Annotated in this window: 28 protein-coding genes; 19 read left to right on the top strand and 9 right to left on the bottom strand. The window is 64.2% G+C overall.

What is annotated here, in order from left to right:
* Positions 1–6 precede the first annotated feature (6 nt).
* The 7 genes from nifT to Q8Q80_RS05720 are packed head-to-tail and all read left to right on the top strand — an operon-like array spanning position 7 to position 3,493.
* Positions 7–222 (top strand): putative nitrogen fixation protein NifT, encoded by a 216-nt coding sequence (gene nifT / locus Q8Q80_RS05750; RefSeq protein ID WP_305632005.1) that lies wholly within the window; start codon positions 7–9, stop codon positions 220–222.
* Between the two features lies 1 nt (position 223).
* Positions 224–487 (top strand): hypothetical protein, encoded by a 264-nt coding sequence (locus Q8Q80_RS05745; protein ID WP_305632004.1) that lies wholly within the window; start codon positions 224–226, stop codon positions 485–487.
* 14 nt (positions 488–501) lie between these two features.
* Positions 502–1,650 carry a DegT/DnrJ/EryC1/StrS aminotransferase family protein gene (locus Q8Q80_RS05740; RefSeq protein ID WP_305632003.1) on the top strand — a complete coding sequence of 383 codons (1,149 nt, stop codon included), beginning with the start codon at positions 502–504 and terminating at the stop codon, positions 1,648–1,650.
* A gap of 27 nt (positions 1,651–1,677) precedes the next feature.
* Entirely contained in the window at positions 1,678–2,520 is an 843-nt protein-coding gene (locus Q8Q80_RS05735; RefSeq protein WP_305632002.1) for an SIR2 family protein, read from the top strand.
* Positions 2,521–2,555: 35 nt separating this feature from the next.
* The gene (locus Q8Q80_RS05730) at positions 2,556–2,852 is read left to right on the top strand and encodes a (2Fe-2S)-binding protein (protein ID WP_257092551.1); all 297 of its coding nucleotides are present in this window, start codon (positions 2,556–2,558) and stop codon (positions 2,850–2,852) included.
* Between the two features lie 32 nt (positions 2,853–2,884).
* On the top strand, positions 2,885–3,118 hold the full coding sequence (locus tag Q8Q80_RS05725; RefSeq protein ID WP_305632001.1) for a hypothetical protein: 234 nt from the start codon (positions 2,885–2,887) through the stop codon (positions 3,116–3,118).
* Positions 3,119–3,121: 3 nt separating this feature from the next.
* Complete coding sequence (locus tag Q8Q80_RS05720) at positions 3,122–3,493, top strand: hypothetical protein (protein ID WP_305632000.1); 372 nt, start codon at positions 3,122–3,124, stop codon at positions 3,491–3,493.
* Positions 3,494–3,656: 163 nt separating this feature from the next.
* Here Q8Q80_RS05720 and Q8Q80_RS05715 read toward each other — a convergent pair whose 3' ends face one another.
* Entirely contained in the window at positions 3,657–3,932 is a 276-nt protein-coding gene (locus Q8Q80_RS05715) for a DUF6156 family protein (protein WP_305631999.1), read from the bottom strand.
* Positions 3,933–3,975: 43 nt separating this feature from the next.
* On the opposite strand from Q8Q80_RS05715, the gene Q8Q80_RS05710 reads away from it, so the two are divergent.
* Positions 3,976–4,143 (top strand): hypothetical protein, encoded by a 168-nt coding sequence (locus tag Q8Q80_RS05710; RefSeq protein WP_305631998.1) that lies wholly within the window; start codon positions 3,976–3,978, stop codon positions 4,141–4,143.
* Between the two features lie 138 nt (positions 4,144–4,281).
* On the opposite strand, the gene Q8Q80_RS05705 is transcribed toward Q8Q80_RS05710, so the two are convergent.
* The 4 genes from Q8Q80_RS05705 to Q8Q80_RS05690 form a co-directional block, all read right to left on the bottom strand.
* On the bottom strand, positions 4,282–4,713 hold the full coding sequence (locus Q8Q80_RS05705) for an ArsC/Spx/MgsR family protein (protein ID WP_305631997.1): 432 nt from the start codon (positions 4,711–4,713) through the stop codon (positions 4,282–4,284).
* Between the two features lie 41 nt (positions 4,714–4,754).
* Positions 4,755–5,348 carry a hypothetical protein gene (locus Q8Q80_RS05700; RefSeq protein ID WP_069038339.1) on the bottom strand — a complete coding sequence of 198 codons (594 nt, stop codon included), beginning with the start codon at positions 5,346–5,348 and terminating at the stop codon, positions 4,755–4,757.
* Positions 5,329–5,826, bottom strand: a complete 498-nt coding sequence (locus Q8Q80_RS05695) for a group II truncated hemoglobin (RefSeq protein WP_371132705.1) — start codon at positions 5,824–5,826, stop codon at positions 5,329–5,331. Before Q8Q80_RS05695 ends, Q8Q80_RS05700 begins: the two co-directional genes overlap by 20 nt.
* 67 nt (positions 5,827–5,893) lie before the next feature.
* Positions 5,894–6,130 (bottom strand): hypothetical protein, encoded by a 237-nt coding sequence (locus Q8Q80_RS05690; protein WP_305631996.1) that lies wholly within the window; start codon positions 6,128–6,130, stop codon positions 5,894–5,896.
* Positions 6,131–6,206: 76 nt separating this feature from the next.
* Here Q8Q80_RS05690 and nifH point away from each other — a divergent pair, with 76 nt between their 5' ends.
* The 3 genes from nifH (at position 6,207) to nifK (ending at position 10,335) form a co-directional block, all read left to right on the top strand.
* Positions 6,207–7,085: a nitrogenase iron protein gene (gene nifH, locus Q8Q80_RS05685; protein ID WP_069038340.1), complete on the top strand. Its 879-nt coding sequence runs from the start codon at positions 6,207–6,209 to the stop codon at positions 7,083–7,085.
* Between the two features lie 116 nt (positions 7,086–7,201).
* Positions 7,202–8,656 (top strand): nitrogenase molybdenum-iron protein alpha chain, encoded by a 1,455-nt coding sequence (nifD, locus tag Q8Q80_RS05680; RefSeq protein WP_305615504.1) that lies wholly within the window; start codon positions 7,202–7,204, stop codon positions 8,654–8,656.
* 119 nt (positions 8,657–8,775) lie between these two features.
* Positions 8,776–10,335: a nitrogenase molybdenum-iron protein subunit beta gene (gene nifK / locus Q8Q80_RS05675; protein ID WP_305631995.1), complete on the top strand. Its 1,560-nt coding sequence runs from the start codon at positions 8,776–8,778 to the stop codon at positions 10,333–10,335.
* A 432-nt stretch (positions 10,336–10,767) separates the two neighbouring features.
* Here the strand turns inward: nifK and Q8Q80_RS05670 are convergent, their stop codons facing one another.
* From Q8Q80_RS05670 to Q8Q80_RS05655, 4 genes are all read right to left on the bottom strand, one after another.
* The gene (locus Q8Q80_RS05670; protein ID WP_305631994.1) at positions 10,768–11,346 is read right to left on the bottom strand and encodes a transposase; all 579 of its coding nucleotides are present in this window, start codon (positions 11,344–11,346) and stop codon (positions 10,768–10,770) included.
* Between the two features lie 144 nt (positions 11,347–11,490).
* Positions 11,491–12,033, bottom strand: coding sequence for a flavodoxin (locus tag Q8Q80_RS05665; protein ID WP_305631993.1), 543 nt, complete (start codon positions 12,031–12,033; stop codon positions 11,491–11,493).
* Between the two features lie 26 nt (positions 12,034–12,059).
* Positions 12,060–13,769, bottom strand: a complete 1,710-nt coding sequence (locus tag Q8Q80_RS05660; RefSeq protein WP_305631992.1) for an AAA family ATPase — start codon at positions 13,767–13,769, stop codon at positions 12,060–12,062.
* A 10-nt stretch (positions 13,770–13,779) separates the two neighbouring features.
* Positions 13,780–14,205, bottom strand: coding sequence for a response regulator (locus Q8Q80_RS05655; RefSeq protein WP_305631991.1), 426 nt, complete (start codon positions 14,203–14,205; stop codon positions 13,780–13,782).
* 118 nt (positions 14,206–14,323) lie between these two features.
* Between Q8Q80_RS05655 and Q8Q80_RS05650 the strand changes: the two genes are divergently transcribed.
* The 8 genes from Q8Q80_RS05650 (at position 14,324) to Q8Q80_RS05615 (ending at position 19,886) form a co-directional block, all read left to right on the top strand.
* Positions 14,324–14,638: a hypothetical protein gene (locus Q8Q80_RS05650; RefSeq protein ID WP_305631990.1), complete on the top strand. Its 315-nt coding sequence runs from the start codon at positions 14,324–14,326 to the stop codon at positions 14,636–14,638.
* Positions 14,639–14,839: 201 nt separating this feature from the next.
* Positions 14,840–16,234, top strand: a complete 1,395-nt coding sequence (gene nifE, locus Q8Q80_RS05645; protein ID WP_305631989.1) for a nitrogenase iron-molybdenum cofactor biosynthesis protein NifE — start codon at positions 14,840–14,842, stop codon at positions 16,232–16,234.
* Positions 16,235–16,244: 10 nt separating this feature from the next.
* On the top strand, positions 16,245–17,690 hold the full coding sequence (nifN, locus tag Q8Q80_RS05640) for a nitrogenase iron-molybdenum cofactor biosynthesis protein NifN (protein WP_305631988.1): 1,446 nt from the start codon (positions 16,245–16,247) through the stop codon (positions 17,688–17,690).
* A 35-nt stretch (positions 17,691–17,725) separates the two neighbouring features.
* Positions 17,726–18,139, top strand: a complete 414-nt coding sequence (nifX, locus tag Q8Q80_RS05635) for a nitrogen fixation protein NifX (RefSeq protein WP_069040494.1) — start codon at positions 17,726–17,728, stop codon at positions 18,137–18,139.
* The gene (locus tag Q8Q80_RS05630) at positions 18,132–18,608 is read left to right on the top strand and encodes a NifX-associated nitrogen fixation protein (RefSeq protein WP_305631987.1); all 477 of its coding nucleotides are present in this window, start codon (positions 18,132–18,134) and stop codon (positions 18,606–18,608) included. The genes nifX and Q8Q80_RS05630 overlap by 8 nt, the downstream gene beginning before the upstream one ends.
* A gap of 10 nt (positions 18,609–18,618) precedes the next feature.
* Positions 18,619–18,816, top strand: coding sequence for a CCE_0567 family metalloprotein (locus Q8Q80_RS05625; RefSeq protein WP_257080224.1), 198 nt, complete (start codon positions 18,619–18,621; stop codon positions 18,814–18,816).
* 117 nt (positions 18,817–18,933) lie between these two features.
* Positions 18,934–19,242, top strand: coding sequence for a ferredoxin III, nif-specific (gene fdxB, locus Q8Q80_RS05620; RefSeq protein ID WP_305613780.1), 309 nt, complete (start codon positions 18,934–18,936; stop codon positions 19,240–19,242).
* A gap of 32 nt (positions 19,243–19,274) precedes the next feature.
* Positions 19,275–19,886: a nitrogen fixation protein NifQ gene (locus Q8Q80_RS05615; protein WP_305631986.1), complete on the top strand. Its 612-nt coding sequence runs from the start codon at positions 19,275–19,277 to the stop codon at positions 19,884–19,886.
* Positions 19,887–20,276: the final 390 nt, after the last annotated feature.

Raw genomic sequence — 20,276 nt, 5'->3', positions numbered from 1 at the left:
CCGGCAATGAAAGTGATGATCCGCAAGAGCAACAAGGGAGAACTGTCGCTCTACGTGCCGAAGAAGGACCTCGAAGAGCCGATCGTGCAGATGGAACGGCCGGACATGTGGGGCGGCCAGATCACGCTGGCCAATGGCTGGACGCTGGATCTGCCGGAGATGGCGGCCGACACGCGGCTGCCGATCACCGTCGAGGCCCGGCTCACCGGAGGGCGCGACTGACATGGGACTCGACGCCGAACAACTGACGCAGGTGGCGCGCATCACGCTTGCCGCGGGCAGCCTGCGCGAAGCGGTCGACGGCGTGCGCCGGGTGATTCCCGGCCTGCGCGCCTCGACCGTCGATGCCTTCGACATGCGTGGCGAAACGCCGGCGCTGCACATCGGCAACCGCGACCTCTTCCTGATGCACACGGACGGCCATTGCTGGTCGGTGACCAGCGACCCGCTGGTCGCCGACGGCATCGTGCTGACGCAGAACCCCTGACGCCGGAGACGCGCATGGACAGCGACTGGATTCCACTTTCGATTGCCGATCTCGGCGCACGCGAAGCGCAGCTGGTGGCGCAGGTCATGGGCTCGGGCCGGCTGTCCGGCGGTCCGATGGTCGAGGCCTTCGAGTCCGTATTCGCCGACCTGCACGCGCGCAAGTACGCGGTGGCCGTGTCGAGCGGCATGATGGGCGCCTGGCTGGCGCTGCGCGCGCTCGGCATCGGCCCCGGCGACGAGGTGATCGCCAGCGCCTACAGCTGGCATCACGTGGCCAATGCCATCGTGCATGCCGGCGCAACACCGGTGCTGGCCGACATCGACTACTGGTCGGGTGCCGTCGCACCGCAGGCCGTGGCCGACGCCATCACACCGCGCACGCGCGCCATCCTCGCCAACAACTGCAATGGTCATCCGGCGGCGTGGGCCGAACTGCGCGCACTGGTCGACCGGCACGGCGTCGCGCTGATCGAGGATTCGACCGAAGCCATCGGCTCACGCTACATGGGCAAGCTGGTCGGCACCTTCGGCGACATGTCCATCTTCGACTTTTCGCAGCCGCTGGCGCTCAACTGCGGCGAAGGCGGCATGGTGCTGACCGACGATGCGAAGCTCGCCAGCGAACTGCGCTACCTGCGATCGCATGCGCTGGCCGACCGCAATTCGGTGTCGGTCGGCAGCCGCGTGCCCCTGGCGGCCAACATGAGCGACATCGCCGCCGCCATCGGCATCGCGCAGGCCGAACGCATCGATGAAATCCACGCCCGTCGCAAGCAGGTCGAGGTCTGGTACCACCAGCAGATGCAGACCTTCGAAGGCATCAAGCCGCCCTATCTGGCGCAGGACGTCGACGAGGTGCACTGGATGCTCTACGTCGTGCACCTCGGCAAACGCTTCACGCTGAGCGCGCGCGCGCAGCTGGTCGAGGACCTCGACACCGAAGCGATCGAGGTGGCCGCCTACTGCCGGCCGCTGCACCACCAGTTCCACTACCAGCAGTACGGCTACAAACGCGGCCAGCTGAAGAACACCGACCGCATCGGCGACCGCTCGCTGGCGCTGCCCTTCCACGGCTTCATCGAAGAGGACGAAGTGCGCTTCGTGGTGAAGACGCTGAAGGACGCGGCGACCAATGTCGGCGCCGGCGCCGCCATCTACTGAACCCGACGCATCGCTCAAGGACCCATCATGACCCGCACTCTCACCGACCTGCCCGCCGAACTCGAACAGGGCCTGCGCGCAGGCCGCATCGTGCCCTATCTGGGCCAGCACGTGCTGTCGCTGGTGCCCGACTACGCGGTGCCGGGCTCGCCCGAAGCACTGGTCGCGCTGCTCACGGCAAAGGTGTCGGTGCCGCACAAGATCCGCGGCCGGCTGACCCAGGCGGCGCAGTTCATCGAGAACTTCAAGCACCGCAAGACGCTGGTCGACCAGATGAATACGGCATTCGCCGCGGCGCCGCACTACTCGGCCATGCACAGCTGGCTGGCTTCGCTCGGCGTACCGCTGATCGTCGACACCTGGTACGACGAAGCGATGGCGGCGGCGCTGCAGGCGGCTGGCGTCAAGTGGGGCGAGGTGCAGGGTCTGTCGCAGTCCGAACACTTCGGCACCTGGACCGGCTGGTACGACAGCGACGGCAATCCGGTGCCCGACCGCACGCCGGACTGGCAGACCATCCTGTACAAGCCGATCGGCAGCAGCAACCCGGCCGGCAACTACCTGGTGTCGGATTCCGACTATGTCGAGGTGCTGACGGAGATCGACATCCAGACACCGATCCCGGCCGAAATCCAGGCGCTGCGCACCGGCCGCCACTTCCTGTTCATCGGCTGCCGCTTCAACGACCAGCTCACGCGTACCTTCGCACGCCAGATCATGAAGCGTTCGAGCGACACGCACTGGGCGCTGCTGTCCGAGGAGCCGACGCGCATGGAAGCGAAATTCCTGGCCGAACAGAACATCACCCGCATCGATATGTCGCTGGCTGAATTTGCGACCCGCATGGCACCGCTCAGCGAAGCCGCCTGACTTTCCACCCCCTCACAGAAACGGAGAAACACACCATGGCCACCCTCACCATCATGCCGTCCGGACGCACCAGTGAAGTCGCCGCCGGCACCACGCTGCTGGCCGCCATCCTGGCCGCCGGCGAAAAGCTGGTCAGCAAGTGCGACGGCGAAGCGAAATGCGGCGAATGCCACGTCGCCATCAATGAAGGACGCAAGAGCCTGTCGAAGATCCAGCGCGCCGAAAACGCGAAGCTCGACGAAATCGTCGGCGTCAGTTCCAAGTCACGTCTGGCCTGTCAGGCCCAGATGGGCGAAGAGAACGTGACGGTGGAAATCCTCAGCTTCGTCTGAACCTCTCAAGAACCGATTACAGGAAGAACACCATGAGCTATGACCTCATCAAGGCCGAACGCGGCCTGTGCCTGGGCAACCGCACCGGCCTGGCCGGCAAGTGCAACGGCCAGACCTTCCGCTGCGAGTGCGGCCAGGTCGGCTGCCGCCAGACCTACGACGATGCCTGTACCGGCCAGGCCTTTTCGGCTGCATGGCGCTGCGTGAAGTGCGGCGCCGTCGGCAAGGTCGAAGCGCTGAACTTCGAGAACCGCATCGGCGCCTGAGCCTTGGCCGATACCCTGTTCGGTGCGGCATCGCTGGCCATCCTCGAAGAGGCCTGCGGCGACGTGCTCATCCTCGGCGAAGGGCTCGCACGCGACGACTTCGAGCGCTCGCGCCTGACCCGTAATGCGCTGTGCGGGCGCTTGAAGGTCATCGCCGACTGCCTGCACGGGCTGCCCGCCGAGGCGCGCAACCGGATGCCCGAACTGGGCTGGGATGGCTGGGACGTCACGCGCCGGGTGCTGGATGGCGCGCCCGATCAAGACGGCACGCTGTGGTTCGCCGCCAGTTCGCTCGCCCCGGCCACGCTGATGTGGCTGCGCGTGTACCGCGAAGAGCAGCCCGCGCTGTTCGCGTTCACCGCGTGCACCGATTGACGGCACGTCGGGCGCAGGCCGGGTGTTGGGCATCGCTGCGCTCACCCCAACCTACGAACCGGCGCGTTGCCGGCGTGCGGCACCCGGTGCGGCCTCCACCCCGACAACATCCGCCCGACACGTAGGTTGGGGTGAGCGCAGCGATGCCCAACAATCCCGAACGTCAGAAATGCATCCACTGCGGTTCATCGTCACCAATGGTGATGCAGGCGCTCACCAGCCGGCCATCGTCGCCATAGGCATACACATGGCTCATTTCGACTTCGCCGTAAACCCGCTTCTCGCAACGCAACATGCGCCCGGCGTCATCGTAGGTCGCGACGAAATAGGTGTTGCGGTTGCTCAGCGCGTCGGCTGCCAGTTCTTCGGCGAACTGAAGAGGCAGCTTCACACCGCGATAGGTCAGGAAGTAGCGTTGCTGCGTGGTCGTGGCATTCATGTCGCGTGGTCTCGATTGTCGTGAAAGGAAAAGGGGCACCGCCGTGAATGTCGGACAACTGATGGAGAAACTGCGCGCATTGCCGCCGGAGGCGGCGGTACTGCTCGAGGGCGACGAAGGGTACTCGCCGCTGGGTGGTATCGACGTGCAGCACAACGACAACGGCCTGCCGGATGAGGTGGTGCTGCAGCCGGACATGACACCGGATTGAGCGGGCGGTACTTCTTTTGAGGGGGATTGTTGGGCATCGCTTCGCTCACCCCAACCTACGAAATGCGCCGAGCTGTAATTGTAGGTTGGGGTGAGCGCAGCGATGCCCAACAGCGGCGGTCGAACCTGGCCGCCCCGGTCACGGTGCCGCACAACCGCCTTCGCTCATGCCGGCGGCACAACCTTCCGACTGCGCGCGGGAGCGCTGCGCCGCGTGACGGTCGAGGCCGATCCAGGCGTCGACGACCGCTGGATCGAAGCCGACCTTGCGTTCGTCGCCAACCTGCAGCAGCGGCCGGCGGATCAGCAGCGGTTCGGCCAGCAACAACGCGAGCGCGGTGTCGCGATCGACGTCTTCCGGCACGACTTCGCCCGACTTCACGCGCGGGGCGGCGCGGTTGAACCAGTCGACGACAGGCAGCGGAGCGAGCCATGCGAGCAGGGCATCGGCCGTCCAAGGCTCGGCCAGCAGGCTGCGCACGTCCAGCGTATGGCCGGCGTCGAGCAGCCACTGCTTCTGCTTCGCGTTGCCGCCGCAGCCGGGCTTTTCGAAGAAAACAATGTGACTCATGGTTGTGCACGCGCCCGGCGCTGCCGCCGGGCGCCGCCGCGTCAGACCGGGCGGTTCTCGTACAGGTTGCGGATCGGGCCCATCAGCTTCAGGCCTTCTTCGAACGTGATTTCCGGAAACTTGCCGGTGAACTTGAGTGCGGCATCGGCCACGGCATCCACCTTGCCGGCGGTGTCGAACTTCTTCAGTTCGGTCTTTTCCAGATACAGCAGTTCGAGCAGCTCGTTGTACACCGTGGCTTCGTCGATCGGCAGGATGTAGAAGGTCGCGCCGCCGTACTGCACCTGGTACTTCTTCGACAGGTCGATGTTGTCGCAGAACAGGAAGTACTTGCCGGTCGGCGACAGCGCCTCGCCGAGCACGTCGGCCAGCAGCTTCAGGTATTCGAACGACAGCAGGAAGCCGGTCAGGAAGGGAATCTGCTGCTCGCCTTCGTGCGCGGCGGCGATCACCTGGTCCATGCTGATTTCGGGCGGGCGCGCCTCGTCGGCGAACTGCTGGGCGAACTTCAGCGCGATGTCGCCACGGAAGCCGACGCGATCCGCCTTGTGGGTCGGCCCCTTGAAGACGGCGTTGAGCATCCGCTTCTCGTTTTCCAGCGTGGCAAATGCGGAGCTAGCTATGGTGATGCTCATGGTGGTTCCCCTGATCATTGCGGATGAAATCCGCGGTCTTGAAAAAAGCCTGCTCAAGCTGCTGCCGCAACGCGGCGTCGGTCACTACTTCCTGCAGCGCCTGTCGCATGCAGTCCATCCACGCATCCCGTTCGGCGGCGCCGATCGGGAATGCCAGGTGTTTGCGGCGCAGCCGCGGATGGCCCCGCTCGGTCGAATAGCGCTGCGGACCGCCGGTCCACTCGACCAGATAGTTCACCAGTATCTGGCGCACAGACCGCAGGTCGGCCGGGTGCATCGCGCGAATGCCGGCCGCCGCCGGCTGCGTACTCATGTGGTGATAGAAGCGCTCCACCAGACGTTCGATCGCAGCTTCGCCACCGATGCGCTCAAAGTGGGGATTGCCGCCGGCAGAAGCTGAACTGACGGAGGGGGCGACAGGCTTGTCTGCAGGCGGGCGGGTTTCCATGGCATCGGTTACGCAGGTGAGTGCAGGCATAGAGCAAGCGCCGTACCCGCTCGCCGCCGGGCGCGCCCAATGCCCGCCTGCAGGCCGTTTGCAGCATTCACGACAGACCTTGCGCCGACCCGGCCATTCCGCACAGCGCTGCGTCGAATGTCGCGTTTGTCACATCCGTCCGTTCATTCGCCAGACCACCGATCGACGCCACGAAATGGCGTGTGCGATGGCTTTGGTCGATGTTGAACGCGAGTGGCACGGCAGTTGCTGAAGTGACCTCGCACCGACCATGACTCGCCGCAGTGGCAACCACGAAGACCAATAAAGGCACGAGGGGCTGCATCCGGTGGCACGGTAAGCGCCAAAGACCAAACGGTCGGCGGCATCCAACTGTTCATCGACTCAGGAGTGACATCGAAATGGCAAAACTTCGGCAAATCGCCTTCTATGGCAAGGGTGGCATCGGTAAATCGACCACTTCGCAAAACACACTGGCCGCGCTGTCGGATCTGGGCCAGAAAATCCTCATCGTCGGCTGCGACCCCAAGGCCGACTCGACCCGCCTGATCCTGCACGCCAAGGCACAGGACACCATCCTGTCGCTGGCCGCTGAAGCCGGCTCGGTGGAAGACCTCGAGCTCGAGGACGTCATGAAGATCGGCTACAAGGACATCCGCTGCGTCGAGTCCGGTGGCCCGGAACCCGGCGTCGGCTGCGCCGGCCGTGGTGTCATCACCTCGATCAACTTCCTCGAGGAAAACGGTGCCTATGACGGCGTCGACTACGTCAGCTACGACGTGCTGGGCGACGTGGTGTGCGGCGGCTTCGCCATGCCGATCCGCGAAAACAAGGCGCAGGAAATCTACATCGTGATGTCGGGCGAAATGATGGCCATGTACGCGGCCAACAACATTTCCAAGGGCATTCTGAAGTACGCCAATTCGGGCGGCGTGCGCCTCGGCGGCCTGGTGTGCAACGAGCGCCAGACCGACAAGGAACTCGAACTGGCGGAATCGCTGGCCAAGATGCTCGGATCGCGTCTGATCCACTTCGTACCGCGCGACAACATCGTGCAGCACGCCGAACTGCGTCGCATGACGGTGCTCGAGTACGCACCGGATTCGAAGCAGGCGGGCGAGTACCGCACGCTGGCCGAGAAGATCCACGCCAACGCCGGCAACGGCACGATCCCGACGCCGATCACGATGGACCAGCTCGAAGACCTGCTGATGGAGCACGGCATCATGAAGCAGATCGACGAGTCGCAGGTCGGCAAGAAGGCAACCGAAGTCGCCTGAGAAACCGAGAGTCGAGGGTCGGGAGCCGCGGGTCGCAAAGCCCGCAGGCTCCCGGCCTCCGCCGGCGACCCCACGGTTCTCCTCCCTCCGCTCTCGATACGTACAGGAGTACTCAAATGAGCATGACGATTGACGAAAAGAAGGCCCAGAACGCAGCTCTCATCGAAGAGGTGCTGAAGGCCTACCCGGAAAAGACCGCCAAGAAGCGGGCCAAGCACCTCAATGTTCACGAGGAAGGCAAGCCCGACTGCGGCGTCAAGTCGAACATCAAGTCGCTGCCCGGCGTGATGACCATCCGCGGCTGCGCCTACGCCGGTTCCAAGGGCGTGGTGTGGGGTCCGATCAAGGACATGATCCACATTTCGCACGGCCCGGTCGGCTGTGGCCAGTATTCGTGGGCGGCGCGACGCAATTACTACATCGGCGTGACCGGTGTGGACACCTTCGTGACGATGCAATTCACCTCCGACTTCCAGGAGAAGGACATCGTCTTCGGCGGCGACAAGAAGCTGGAAGTCATCATGGATGAAATCCAGGACCTGTTCCCGCTGAACAAGGGCATCACCGTGCAGTCCGAGTGCCCGATCGGCCTGATCGGCGACGACATCGAAGCGGTGTCGAAGAAGAAGTCGAAGCAGTACGACGGCCACACCATCGTGCCGGTGCGCTGCGAGGGCTTCCGCGGCGTGAGCCAGTCGCTCGGTCACCACATCGCCAATGACGCGATCCGCGACTGGGTGTTCGACAAGACCGAAGACAAGCGCCCCGACTTCGTGTCGACGCCGTACGACGTGGCCATCATCGGCGACTACAACATCGGTGGCGACGCCTGGTCGAGTCGCATCCTGCTGGAAGAGATGGGCCTGCGCGTGATCGCCCAGTGGTCGGGCGACGGCACCATCGCCGAGCTGGAGAACACCCCGAAAGCCAAGCTCAACGTGCTGCACTGCTACCGCTCGATGAACTACATCAGCCGGCACATGGAAGAGAAGTACGGAGTGCCCTGGGTCGAGTACAACTTCTTCGGCCCGACCAAGATCGAAGAGTCGCTGCGCGAGATCGCTGCGCACTTCGACGACACGATCAAGGCCAACGCCGAAAAGGTGATCGCCAAGTACAAGCCGCTGATGCAGGCCGTCATCGACAAGTACCGTCCGCGTCTCGAAGGCAAGAAGGTGATGCTGTTCGTCGGCGGCCTGCGCCCGCGTCACGTCATCGGCGCCTACGAAGATCTGGGCATGGAAGTGGTCGGAACCGGCTATGAATTCGGCCACAACGACGACTACCAGCGCACCACGCACTACGTGAAGGACGGCACGCTGATCTATGACGACGTGACCGGTCACGAGTTCGAGAAGTTCGTCGAGAAGGTGAAGCCTGACCTGGTGGGTTCCGGCATCAAGGAAAAGTACGTGTTCCAGAAGATGGGCGTGCCTTTCCGCCAGATGCACAGCTGGGACTACTCCGGTCCGTATCACGGCTACGACGGCTTTGCCATCTTTGCCCGCGACATGGACATGGCGATCAGCTCGCCCATCTGGGGCCTGTCGAAGACGCCCTGGAAGAAGTAAGCACGAAGCAAAACGTAGGGTGGGTTGAGGGCACCGAAACCCACCACGAACGACCCGCGTGTCGACGGGCCGGGTGGCTTGATGCTGCCGGCCCACCCTACATCAAGGAGCTATCAACCATGCCTCAATCAGCCGACAAGATTCTCGACCACGAACTGCTCTTCCGCGAGCCCGAGTACCAGAAGATGCTCGCGGACAAGAAGTCCGAATTCGAGTTCAACCATGCCGACAGCAAGATCCAGGAAATCGTCGAATGGACGAAGACCGAGGATTACAAGCAGAAGAACTTCGCCCGCGAAGCGCTCACCGTCAATCCGGCCAAGGCCTGCCAGCCGCTGGGCGCGGTCTACGTCGCCAACGGCTTCGCCAAGACCCTGTCGTTCGTGCACGGCTCGCAGGGCTGTGTTGCCTACTACCGTTCGCACTTCTCGCGCCACTTCAAGGAACCGACTTCGTGCGTGTCCTCGTCGATGACCGAAGACGCGGCCGTGTTCGGCGGTCTGAACAACATGATCGACGGTCTGGCCAACACGCTGAACCTGTACAAGCCGGAAATGATCGCGGTATCGACCACCTGCATGGCGGAAGTCATCGGTGACGACCTGAACGCCTTCATCAAGACGTCGAAGGAAAAAGGCAGCGTGCCGGCCGACTTCGACGTGCCGTTCGCCCACACCCCGGCTTTCGTCGGCAGCCACATCACCGGCTACGACAATGCGCTGCTGGGCATCCTGCGCCACTTCTGGGACGGCAAGGCGGACACCGCACCGAAGCTCGATCGCGTACCGGACGAGTCGATCAACTTCATCTTCGGCTTCGATGGTTTCGTTGTCGGCAACATGAAGGAAATGAAGCGCATCCTCGGTCTGTTCGGCATCGACTACAACATCCTGTGCGATCCGTCGGAAGTGTGGAACACACCGACCGACGGCGAGTTCCGGATGTACGAGGGCGGCACCACCAAGGCCACCGTCGAACGCGCGCTGAACGCCAAGGCAACCATCATCTTCCAGGGCTACTGCTGCGAGAAGACCAGCAAGTTCATCGCCGAACACGGCCAGGAAGTCGTCGTGCTGCACAGCCCGATCGGCGTCGCCGGCACCGACAAGTTCCTGATGGAACTGTCGCGCATCACCGGCAAGCCGATCCCGGCCGAACTCGAGCTGGAGCGCGGCCAGCTGGTCGACGCGATGGCCGACAGCCAGGCCCACCTGCACGGCAAGCGCTATGCCATGTACGGTGACCCGGACATGATGATCGGCCTGACCGAGTTCCTGCTGGAGCTCGGGGCGGAGCCGGCACACATCCTGGCCACCAACGGTGAAAAGGAGTGGGCGAAGAAGGTTCAGGAAGTGCTTGATGCGTCGCCCTACGGTGCCGGCTGCAAGGTGTATCCGAAGCGCGACCTGTGGCATATGCGTTCGCTGCTCTACACCGAGCCGGTCGATTTCCTGATCGGCAACACCTACGGCAAGTACCTGGAGCGCGACACCGGCACCCCGCTGATCCGCATGGTGTTCCCGATCTTCGATCGCCACCACTACCACCGTTACCCGATCTGGGGTTACGAGGGCGGCCTGCGCGTTCTGGTCATGCTGCTGGACGAGTTCTTCGAGTCCATCGATGTGAACACCATCGTTCCGGGCAAGACCGACTACTCGTACGACATCATCCGCTGAGCACCGGCACCGGGGGCAACCCCGGTCCGCTCAGAACAGTCCGGACGGGCTGCCCGGGAAACCGGGCAGCCCGTTTTTGCATCACGACGAAGCCACGGCCGGTGTTGGGCATCGCCTTCGGCTCACCCCAACCTACGGGGGCGGCGTGGGACCTCCGGGCGGCGATGTGGTGTTGGGCATCGCCTTCGGCTCACCCCAACCTACGGGGCGGGGTGGGAACTCTGGATGACGATGTGGCGTTGGGCATCGCCTGCGGCTCACCCCAACCTACGGGGGCGGGGTGGGAACTCTGGATGACGGTGTGGCGTTGGGCATCGCCTGCGGCTCACCCCAACCTACGGAGGCGGGGTGGGGAACTCCGTGATTTTCCGTAGGTTGGGGTGAGCGCAGCGATGCCCAACATCGAAATGTGACCCCGCGTGACTCCTCGCCTCATTCTCCGAACCGACCTTCGATCGGCGGACCGTCACCGCCCCAGTCGGCGGGCAGAATGCCCCGTTCGACGTAGCGGTGGAAGGACGAATGCGGCCAGTCGGCGACGCGTTCGACCAGTCCGTGTTTCACCGGATTGAAGTGGATGTAATCGACGTGGCGTGCGAAATCGTCGTCATCACGAATGAGGTGCTCCCAGTATCGCCGCTGCCAAACGCCACGCTCACCCTTCCTGAGGCGGCTGGCGTCCATCTTTTCGTCGCGCGGCAGTGCACGCGAGAAGGCCGCCTTGACCAGCATCCAGCGCGTTGCGTAGTCGGCATCGCCGGCCGGGAGCGTCCACAACATGTGCAGATGGTCCGTAAGGATGACCGCCGCATCGATGTGGAAGGGGTGATGCAACGCCGTGACGCGAACAGCCTCGCGCAGCGACCCGATGTGGCGAAGCAGCAGACCGGATGACCGGTCGGCCAATACGAGCGTAAAGAAGAAGGTCGCGCCAGGGGCGGACGAACGACGGTAGCGCATCCGTCGATGATAAATGCATCGAACGTGCATGGGGCTCGGGATGTTGGGCATCGCTGCGCTCACCCCAACCTACGGAGGCGGTACGGCGAAATCTGAATGACATTGTGGCGTTGGGCATCGCCTTCGGCTCACCCCAACCTACGAGACACCGCGTAGGTTGGGGTGAGCGCAGCGATGCCCAACAATCGGCCGCGATCAGAGCGGCAGGCCGAAGTCCGGGGCGATCTGCTTGAGCCAGGCGTCGAGGCGCTCGGCGGTGAGGTCGGGCTGGATGTCCTGGTCGATGGCCAGACCGACGAACTTGCCATCGATGATCGATTGCGACACGTCGAACTTGTAGCCGTCGGTCGGCCAGGCGCCGACGATCTTCGCGCCGGCGCCCTTGAAGAAGTCGTACAGCAGGATCAGGCCGTCGACGAATTCGTGCGCGTAGGTGTCCTGGTCGCCGAGGCCGTACAGCGCCACCGTCTTGCCGGCGAAGCTGGTGCCCTTGAGTTTGTCGAGTGCTTCGGCCCAGCTTTCGTCGTCGCACTCGGCTTCCAGCCCGGGCAGCAGGCCGTCGCCCAGCGTCGGCGTGCCGAGGATCAGGAAGTCGTAGGCGGCGAGGTCGGCCGGCGTCGCCTTGTTGATGTTGACCGGTTCGGCCATCGTGTCGTCGTCGAAGCGCTTCTTGATCTGCTTGGCGATCTTGCGTGTGCTGCCGCTGTTGGTGCCGAAGAAAAGTCCGATGCGTGCCATGGTGGTTTCCATTCAGATGAGGTGGGTCAGGAAGCGGTTCCGGTTTCGTGCGCCTGGTCCATGCCGCGGAAGATCGCGCAGCGCTTGAACACGTCGAGCGTGGGCAGGCAGGCCTTGTGCTGGCAGTACTTGGCGGCCAGCTTCGCCAGTCCCTTGATGTCGCGTCCGGTGGCGGCGGGGAACAGAACGGTGAGTTGTTCGATCAGCGCGTCGTCGATGTCGAGCGCGAACTGCGCCGCCATGACCTGCCAGATGCGCGCGCGCGCCGCCTGGTCGGGTGGCATGTACTTGATCAGCGCGATGCAGCGCGACACGATGGCTTCGTCGATGTCGTCGACGCGGTTGGTGGTCAGGAACAGCAGGCCGTTGAAGTATTCGAGCACGCGCAGGAAGACGCCGACCACGGCGTTCATCGTGATGTTGTCGTCGCGCCGCTTGATGTAGACATCGGCCTCGTCGATCAGCATCACCGCGCCCCAGCGCTGGGCGCGCGTGAGCACGTCCTTCAGCGCGGTTTCCATCTGCGCCACGTTCAGCCCGAGCTGGCCCGAGTGCACGCGGTACAGCGGACGGCGGATGATTTCCGAATACACCTCGGCGGTCAGCGTCTTGCCGACGCCGGCCGGACCGGCGCACAGCACGGTGGTGCCGCCCGACTTGCCGGCGATGATGTCGTCCATCAGCACGTCCATTTCGGCGGTCAGGATGTCGATCAGGTCGGTCTGTTCCGGCGGCAGCACCAGCTTCTGCTTCAGCGCAGGCTGATAGGCGTACGGCGAGATGTCTTCGACGTGCACCCACAGGTAGTGATGCAGGTCGAGGTGGAACATCAGGATGTAGGGGTGCACCGGCAGTTGCGAGAACAGCCCTTCAGGCATGGCGTCGCGCGAGGCACCGACCTCTTCTTCGGCGTCGTAGCGGTTGCTCTTCGCCGCCTTGCGCAGATACGGGCCGAGAATGTCGCCCGGCGCGTCGAGCAGCAGCGTGCGCGCCGGCAGGATGCCTTCGTCGTTGACCAGGCGCGCTGCACCGCCACTGGCCGACAGCACGACGATGTCCTTGCGCGTCCAGTCGGTGTCGCGGTGGCTGGCAGCCGGATCTTCGGCGTGGAAGCCGGTGCCGGTACCGGAAAACTGTTCGCCGTAGCGGCCGCGCCAGTCGAAGTAGCGGCCGATGGTGTCGTCGTACGCGGCGATCAGTTCCGGCGTCTCTTTCAGGAAACCCTTGGCGGCCAGTATCTCGCCCACGGTGCGGTCGACCACGTCGGCACCGTAGATGCGGATGACGGCGGTTGCCAGCGTGGCCTTCACGTTGGCCTTCAGCTCGATGAACACCTTGCCGGTTTCGTCGTTGCCGGCCGGCGTGTAATCGAGCCGGCTGACCACCCAGGGCAGCGGCCGCGTCATCAGATTGGCGGTGGACAGCCAGCCGCGGATGGCATCTGTCGCGAGATGACGCGCCAGTGCCGGCACCAGCGATTCGAGGTCGCCGGCAGCAAAGCGGCGACCGTCGCCCTCCAGCGCGCGCTGCAGCGTCGCCAGATGCGCAGCGCGCGCCTGCATGGCCGGCCCCGCCTCACTGTAGAGCTTGCCGAGAAAGCGCAGCGCATCGACCGACAGCCGCGACACCGGCACTTCGACCCGGTTGCCGAAGCGCAGCTGTTCGCGCAGCGTCGCCAGATCCGGGAAGGCGTCGATCATGCTCTCGACGTGCGGCGCATCGATCAGGACTTTCATCGCCGGGCGCTCAGCGCAGCACGACCGGAATTTCGAGTGGCGTGCGACGGCCCAGCTGGGTGTCGACCTTGCGCCGCACGGTTTCCACCTTGAGCGGCCGCAGCAAGGTGCTTTCCGCACCCAGTGCCAGCGCCGCCCTGACGTCTTCGTCGTCGGCATCGCTGCACACGACGAGCATCTTCACGCCGCCCAGCCCTTGCTTCAGGCGCGTCACCACGTCAACGCCTTCGCTCGCCAGCACGCCGGCACCGAGCAGCAGCAGGTCGGGCGGCGCGCTGCGGCCCTTGGCCAGCGCCTCGGCGCTGTCGGCCAGCACATGGGTTTCCATTTCGTCTGCCAGCATGAACTGCAGCGCCATGCTGACGACGTCGTCGTTGTCGACCACGAATACGCGCTTGTTTTCCACCGCGCGCTGGCTGTCTACGCCGATCTGCATGATGCCTGCCTCCGTGTCGATAGGTGTCTGCCGACCACTGAGCAAGCTTCGTTCCCGTTGCGGCACGCCTCCTGCTTCGACACCCCTGTGTGCAATCCATCCTGACGGGAGAAGCGAAATGACGATCCATGTGAAGACGACGGAAGACGGCCGCAAGGTCGAAGTGATCGACGATGCCGTATGCCTGGACGGCCGGCCGGAAGCCACGAAGCTGGTGCCGCTGATCGAGCACCCGAACCGCCAGGCCATCCTGCGGGCCATGCCGCAGGCCACGCACATGGCCGGGCGCATCGCGCTGACCCTGCCCGAATCGGCCATCGCGCAGGACGCGCTCAACGCGGCCAGCCGCGACTTCGACGCCAGCCCGGGCGGCATCGCACGGCGCCTGCAGGCGGCCATTTATCAGAAGGCAAAAATGGACGGCATCGAGTGATGCCACCGGCGCGACACCTGCCAAACCCGACAAAGCCTTGTCGCAAACCACTCACGGTTTGTCGGACTGAAGGGCGTCGTGCCGCTACTGCACTGATTCGATGGCCGCTTTGTGCGCTGCAGCGGCTTGGCATCATTCCTGCTCAAGTGGCTGCAGGGCCGTCGCCTGCGACGGATGCCATGACCGAATGGGAGGTGTGCAATGGATGCCCGTGTATCCGCCAAGATCCAGGACGTGTTCGAAGAACCCGCCTGCGAGCACAACCAGAACAAGTCGGCCAAGGAAAAGAAGAAGGGCTGCACCAAGCAGCTGTCGCCCGGCGCGGCCGCTGGTGGCTGTGCCTTCGACGGCGCCAAGGTCGCGCTGCAGCCCATCGTCGACGTCGCCCACCTGGTGCACGGACCGATCGCCTGTGAGGGCAACTCGTGGGACAACCGCAATTCCTCGTCCAGCACCTCGCAGCTCTACCGCACCGGCTTCACCACCGACATCAATGAACTGGACGTGATCTACGGCGGCGAGAAGCGGCTGTTCAGGTCGGTAAAGGAAATCATCGAGAAGTACGACCCGCCGGCGGTGTTCGTCTATCAGACCTGCGTCACCGCGCTGATCGGCGACGACATCGAAGCGGTATGCAAACGGGCAACCGAAAAATTCGGCAAGCCGGTGATTCCGGTGAACGCACCCGGCTTCGTCGGCCCGAAGAACCTCGGCAACAAGCTCGGCGCCGAAGCGCTGCTCGACTACGTGATCGGCACCGAAGAGCCCGACTTCGTCACACCCTACGACATCAACATCATCGGCGAGTACAACCTGGCCGGCGAACTGTGGCAGGTGAAACCGCTGCTCGACGCGCTCGGCGTGCGCATCCTTTCCTGCATTTCCGGCGACGGCCGTTACCGGGAAGTCGCCTACAGTCACCGCGCCAGGGCGGCGATGATGGTGTGCTCGAAGTCGATGATCAACATCGCGCGCAAGATGGAAGAGCGCTACGACATTCCGTTCTTCGAAGGCTCGTTCTACGGCATCGGCGACATGTCGGAAACGCTGCGTGAAATCGCCCGCCTGCTGGTCGAGAAGGGCGCGCCGGAAGAGCTGAAGGTGCGCACCGAAGCGCTGATCGCGGTCGAGGAAAAGCGCGCCTTCGAACGCATCGCCGCCTACCGCCCGCGGCTCGAAGGCAAGAAGGTGCTGCTGATCACCGGCGGCGTGAAGAGCTGGTCGGTGGTCGCCGCGCTGCAGGAAGCCGGTCTGGAAATCGTCGGCACCAGCGTCAAGAAATCGACCATGGAAGACAAGGAAAAGATCAAGGAGCTGATGGGTCAGGACGCCCACATGATCGACGACATGACGCCGCGCGAAATGTACGCGATGCTCAAGGACGCCAAGGCGGACATCATGTTGTCGGGTGGCCGCAGCCAGTTCATCGCGCTCAAGGCGAAGATGCCCTGGCTGGACATCAACCAGGAACGCCACCACGCCTACGCCGGCTACGAAGGCATGGTCGATCTGGTGCGCGAAATCGACAAGGCGCTGTACAACCCGATCTGGGAACAGGTGCGCCGGCCGGCGCCCTGGGACGTGGTCGCCGCCTGAGGATCGCGCCATGGCTACCGTCATCGATTCGAAGAAGGCCTGTACGGTCAATCCGCTGAAGATGAGCCAGCCGCTCGGGGCGTGCTACGCCTTCATGGGCCTGGACAACTGCATGCCCATGATGCACGGCTCGCAGGGCTGTACCTCGTTCGGACTGGTGCTGCTGGTGCGTCACTTCAAGGAAGCGATCCCGATGCAGACCACGGCGATGAACGAGGTGAGCACCATCCTCGGCGGCCTGGAAAACATCGAGCAGGCCATCCTCAACATCAAGAAGCGCGCCAATCCGTCGCTGATCGCCATCGCCTCGACCGGGCTCACCGAAACCAAGGGTGACGACGTCGACGGCTATCTGAACCTGATCCGCAAGAAGCACGGCGAAACGCTGGCCGGCACCGACATCGTCTACGTGTCGACGCCGGATTACGTCGGCGCCTTCGAAGACGGCTGGGGCAAGGCCGTGCTGGCCGTGGTCGATGCCTTCGCGCAGCCGTGCGAGGTGCGTGACGATCACTTGGTGAACCTGCTGCCGGGCGCCCACCTGACGCCGGCCGACATCGACGAACTGCGCGAAATGATCGAGGCCTTCGGCCTGCAGGCGCGCGTGATGCCCGACATATCGGGCTCGATGGACGGCCACATTCCGGAAAATTTCACGCCGACCACGCTCGGCGGCACCACGCCCGACGCGCTGCGCCAGCTGGGCGCGGCCAGGGCCACGCTGGCCGTCGGTGCGCGCATGGACGCCGCGGCGGCCGCGATCGAAGAACGCTGCGGCGTGCCCTACCGCGTATTCGACCGCCTGACCGGGCTGGCCGCGGTGGACGACTTCCTGCAGCACTTGTCGCAGCTGTCGGGCAGACCGGTGCCGCACAAATACCGTCGCCAGCGCAGCCAGCTGCAGGACGTGATGCTCGACGCCCACTTCTGGGTCGGCAGCAAGAACATGGCCTTCGCCGCCGAACCCGACCTGCTGTACGCGCTGACGACCACCGCCGCCGAAATGGGCGCGCATGTGGTGGCTGCGGTCACCACGACGCATTCGCGCGTGCTCGAAGGCGTGCCCTGCGCCGAAGTGCTGGTGGGCGACCTCGAAGATCTCGAAACGCGGGCGAAGGCGGGCGGCGCGCAACTGCTGATCACCCACTCGCACGGCCGCCAGGCGGCCGAACGGCTTGGCATACCGCTGCACCGTGTCGGCATTCCGATGTTCGACCGCCTGGGCGCCGCCCACATGCTGATGGTGGGCTACCGCGGCACGCGCGAACTGATCAACGGCTGGGCCAACATCTTTCTCGCCGATGAACACCAGAACACGCCGCAGGACTGGCCGCTGCCGGAAGAGAGCCGGCGCGCGGCCAGCGGCGCCGAAGCCACATCGTGCAGCACCGGCGGCTGTGGCGGCAGCAGTGCCATCCCGGCAGTCGATGTCGTACCCGATGCGGTCGGCGCCTGACGCCAACCATCGATCGAAACCATGAGGAGCAGATGATGAAAATCGCCTTCGCCACCCAGGACAAGCAGTGCGTCGACGCGCACTTCGGCTGGGCCAAACACCTCGCGGTGTACGAAATCGACCGCGACGGCTACCACTTTCTCGAAAGTTTCGACTTCGGCGGCAAGCTCGACGAAGACGGCGACGAGGACAAGCTCGCGCCCAAGCTCGAAGCGATCAAGGACGTCGCCATCGTCTATGTCGCCGCCATCGGCGGCTCGGCGGCGGCGCGCGTGGTGGCCAGCAAGATCCACCCGATCAAGGTGAATCAGCCGGAACCCATCATGGACATTCTGGACAAGTTGCAGGAAGTGCTGCGCGGTACGCCGCCGCCGTGGCTGCGCAAGGCACTGGACAAGGACGCGCGGCGCGATTTCGATTTTGAAGACGAGGTTGAACAAAATGGCTGAAACCCTGGACATCACTGCCGAAGACAGTGCGGCACTGGCAACCCCCTTCCTGAGCGAGCTGATCAAGCAGTTCCGTGCGCAGGACATGCACGGTGCGTGGGAAGGCAAGAGCGATGCACAGTTGCTCGAGCCCTACATCCTGAGTGCCGAGGCGCGCCGCGCACTGCCGCTGATGGGCGATCCGGACCCGGAAACGCTGTGGCGCATCGAACTGTTCTTCAACGCCGTCGGACTGACCATCGAACGCGAAACCAAGGTCATGGTGACGCCGATGATGAAAATGTCGCACGAGGGCTTCGGCCGCATGGTGCTGATCGCCGGTCGCCTGATCGCGGTGAACAAGCAGTTGCGCGACGCGCATCGATTCGGCTTCCCCAGCTATGCCAAGCTGGCCGAGGCGGGACAGAAGTACGTCGAAGAGGGCGTCGGCATGGTGACCCAGTACAACGAAGTTGCCAACTGGGGTTGAGGAGCGCGCCATGCCTGACATCGAAACGCTGAAAGCCGAAGTGAAGAAGCTCAACGCGCGGGCGACCCAGGCCAAGATGGATCTGCACGATCTGTCGGAAGACCTGCCGACCAACTGGGAAAAGATCCTCGACGTGGCGCAGACGGCGTACGACGCGCACCAGTCGCTGATGGCGGCGCGCAAGGATCTGGCCGCCGCGACGGCCTGAGCACGAACTGTCCTGTCCGTCGCGACGGTCCCGGCCATCGCGACACCACCCGGGGCCTGTCCGGATGCGTGACCGACATCGCGCTGCCGAACGGACCTCCTGATCGAAGGAAGCATCATGGCCACCTTTTCCGTCACGCTGCCCAGCGGCGAAATCTGGACTCCGAAATTCGTCAGCAAGCTGAACCAGGACAACTGCATCGGCTGTGCGCGCTGCGTCAAGGTGTGCGCCAACAACGTGCTGGCGCTGGCCGGCATGACCGAAGACGGTGACCTGATCGTGGTCGATCCCGAGAACGACGATGACGACGACGAGTACGAAAGAAAGGTCATGACGATCGGAACCCAGGCCAATTGCATCGGCTGTCAGGCCTGTTCGAAGGTGTGCCCGAAGAAGTGCTACACGCACGAACCGGCCGAAGTCTAGATCCGGCGACCCGACGCATCCCGGAGACCGACATGGACACTCGCACCGAATCGTTGAAAGACTGTGCCGTCTCCGGACGGCGGCCCGGCGCCGTCAGTTTCCGCAGTCTGTTGATGCGCCTCGCACGCAATCCGGAAAGCAGGCTGACGCACGCACTGGCCGGCGTGATCGGCCAGCGCTGGCGACTGCATGGCCTGCACCGTCTGCCGCTGTATGGCCTCGACACCGCGACCACGCGCCGCCTGCTGGCGCAGCACTTTCCCGGAGCGGAATGGCTGCCGGACCTGTGGCTCGACACGCCGGAAGACTTCGTCGAAGCCATCGAGATCGACGACGTGGTGACGCTGCTGGCGGATCACCGCACGCAGGCCGACGAAGACAATCTGTGGCTCTCCCACGCGGTCGCCACCGCCTGTGTCGGCGCCGATCACCTGTGGCAGGACATGGATCTGCCGGACCGCAGCATGCTGTCCGCACTCATGCATGACCATTTCACCACGCTGGCGGTGCGCAACACGCAGGACATGAAGTGGAAGAAATTCCTCTACCTGCAGCTGTGCGAACGCGCCGACATCCGCGTGTGCAAGTCGCCCAGCTGCGGCGCCTGCACCGACTACGTCGCCTGCTTCGGCCCCGAAGAGTAAGTACAGCCGAGCTCGATGCCGCCGGTGTCGGGGCATCGGTTTTGGATCGTCCCGATCTTCGGGTCGTGGCGTGTGTCTGTTGGGCATCGCTGCGCTCACCCCAACCTACGGGGTCGTGACGGGGGCGGGTGTCGGGGATCGGCTTTGGATCGTCCCGATCTATCGGGTCGTGGCGGGTGTCTGTTGGGCATCGCTGCGCTCACCCCAACCTACGGGGTCGTGACGGGGGCGGGTGTCGGGGATCGGCTTTGGATTGTCCCGATCTATCGGGTCGTGGCGTGTGTCTGTTGGGCATCGCTGCGCTCACCCCAACCTACGGGGTCGTGACGGGGGCGGGTGTCGGGGATCGGTTTTGGATCGTCCCGATCTATCGGGTCGTGGCGTGTGTCT

The organism is Methyloversatilis sp. (genome assembly GCF_030698125.1).
In the GTDB taxonomy this organism is placed as follows: domain Bacteria; phylum Pseudomonadota; class Gammaproteobacteria; order Burkholderiales; family Rhodocyclaceae; genus Methyloversatilis.
The sequence above is the reverse complement of the archived record's forward strand: the minus strand, read 5'-3'. Positions and strand labels throughout refer to the sequence as shown.

Excerpts from the sequence above, each read along its gene's own strand:
- Q8Q80_RS05705 (WP_305631997.1), bottom strand. The coding sequence starts at position 4,713 with ATGAGTCACATTGTTTTCTTCGAAAAGCCCGGCTGCGGCGGCAACGCG.
- Q8Q80_RS05690 (WP_305631996.1), bottom strand. The coding sequence starts at position 6,130 with ATGCAGCCCCTCGTGCCTTTATTGGTCTTCGTGGTTGCCACTGCGGCG.
- Q8Q80_RS05715 (WP_305631999.1), bottom strand. The coding sequence starts at position 3,932 with ATGAATGCCACGACCACGCAGCAACGCTACTTCCTGACCTATCGCGGT.
- Q8Q80_RS05665 (WP_305631993.1), bottom strand. The coding sequence starts at position 12,033 with ATGGCACGCATCGGACTTTTCTTCGGCACCAACAGCGGCAGCACACGC.
- Q8Q80_RS05725 (WP_305632001.1), top strand. The coding sequence starts at position 2,885 with ATGAGCTATGACCTCATCAAGGCCGAACGCGGCCTGTGCCTGGGCAAC.
- Q8Q80_RS05695 (WP_371132705.1), bottom strand. The coding sequence starts at position 5,826 with ATGCCTGCACTCACCTGCGTAACCGATGCCATGGAAACCCGCCCGCCT.
- Q8Q80_RS05655 (WP_305631991.1), bottom strand. The coding sequence starts at position 14,205 with ATGCAGATCGGCGTAGACAGCCAGCGCGCGGTGGAAAACAAGCGCGTA.
- nifH (WP_069038340.1), top strand. The coding sequence starts at position 6,207 with ATGGCAAAACTTCGGCAAATCGCCTTCTATGGCAAGGGTGGCATCGGT.
- nifT (WP_305632005.1), top strand. The coding sequence starts at position 7 with ATGAAAGTGATGATCCGCAAGAGCAACAAGGGAGAACTGTCGCTCTAC.
- Q8Q80_RS05625 (WP_257080224.1), top strand. The coding sequence starts at position 18,619 with ATGCCTGACATCGAAACGCTGAAAGCCGAAGTGAAGAAGCTCAACGCG.
- Q8Q80_RS05700 (WP_069038339.1), bottom strand. The coding sequence starts at position 5,348 with ATGAGCATCACCATAGCTAGCTCCGCATTTGCCACGCTGGAAAACGAG.
- Q8Q80_RS05735 (WP_305632002.1), top strand. The coding sequence starts at position 1,678 with ATGACCCGCACTCTCACCGACCTGCCCGCCGAACTCGAACAGGGCCTG.
- Q8Q80_RS05630 (WP_305631987.1), top strand. The coding sequence starts at position 18,132 with ATGGCTGAAACCCTGGACATCACTGCCGAAGACAGTGCGGCACTGGCA.
- nifN (WP_305631988.1), top strand. The coding sequence starts at position 16,245 with ATGGCTACCGTCATCGATTCGAAGAAGGCCTGTACGGTCAATCCGCTG.
- nifX (WP_069040494.1), top strand. The coding sequence starts at position 17,726 with ATGAAAATCGCCTTCGCCACCCAGGACAAGCAGTGCGTCGACGCGCAC.
- nifK (WP_305631995.1), top strand. The coding sequence starts at position 8,776 with ATGCCTCAATCAGCCGACAAGATTCTCGACCACGAACTGCTCTTCCGC.
- Q8Q80_RS05740 (WP_305632003.1), top strand. The coding sequence starts at position 502 with ATGGACAGCGACTGGATTCCACTTTCGATTGCCGATCTCGGCGCACGC.
- nifE (WP_305631989.1), top strand. The coding sequence starts at position 14,840 with ATGGATGCCCGTGTATCCGCCAAGATCCAGGACGTGTTCGAAGAACCC.
- Q8Q80_RS05670 (WP_305631994.1), bottom strand. The coding sequence starts at position 11,346 with ATGCCCAACATCCCGAGCCCCATGCACGTTCGATGCATTTATCATCGA.
- Q8Q80_RS05745 (WP_305632004.1), top strand. The coding sequence starts at position 224 with ATGGGACTCGACGCCGAACAACTGACGCAGGTGGCGCGCATCACGCTT.
- Q8Q80_RS05730 (WP_257092551.1), top strand. The coding sequence starts at position 2,556 with ATGGCCACCCTCACCATCATGCCGTCCGGACGCACCAGTGAAGTCGCC.
- Q8Q80_RS05615 (WP_305631986.1), top strand. The coding sequence starts at position 19,275 with ATGGACACTCGCACCGAATCGTTGAAAGACTGTGCCGTCTCCGGACGG.
- Q8Q80_RS05660 (WP_305631992.1), bottom strand. The coding sequence starts at position 13,769 with ATGAAAGTCCTGATCGATGCGCCGCACGTCGAGAGCATGATCGACGCC.
- fdxB (WP_305613780.1), top strand. The coding sequence starts at position 18,934 with ATGGCCACCTTTTCCGTCACGCTGCCCAGCGGCGAAATCTGGACTCCG.
- nifD (WP_305615504.1), top strand. The coding sequence starts at position 7,202 with ATGAGCATGACGATTGACGAAAAGAAGGCCCAGAACGCAGCTCTCATC.
- Q8Q80_RS05650 (WP_305631990.1), top strand. The coding sequence starts at position 14,324 with ATGACGATCCATGTGAAGACGACGGAAGACGGCCGCAAGGTCGAAGTG.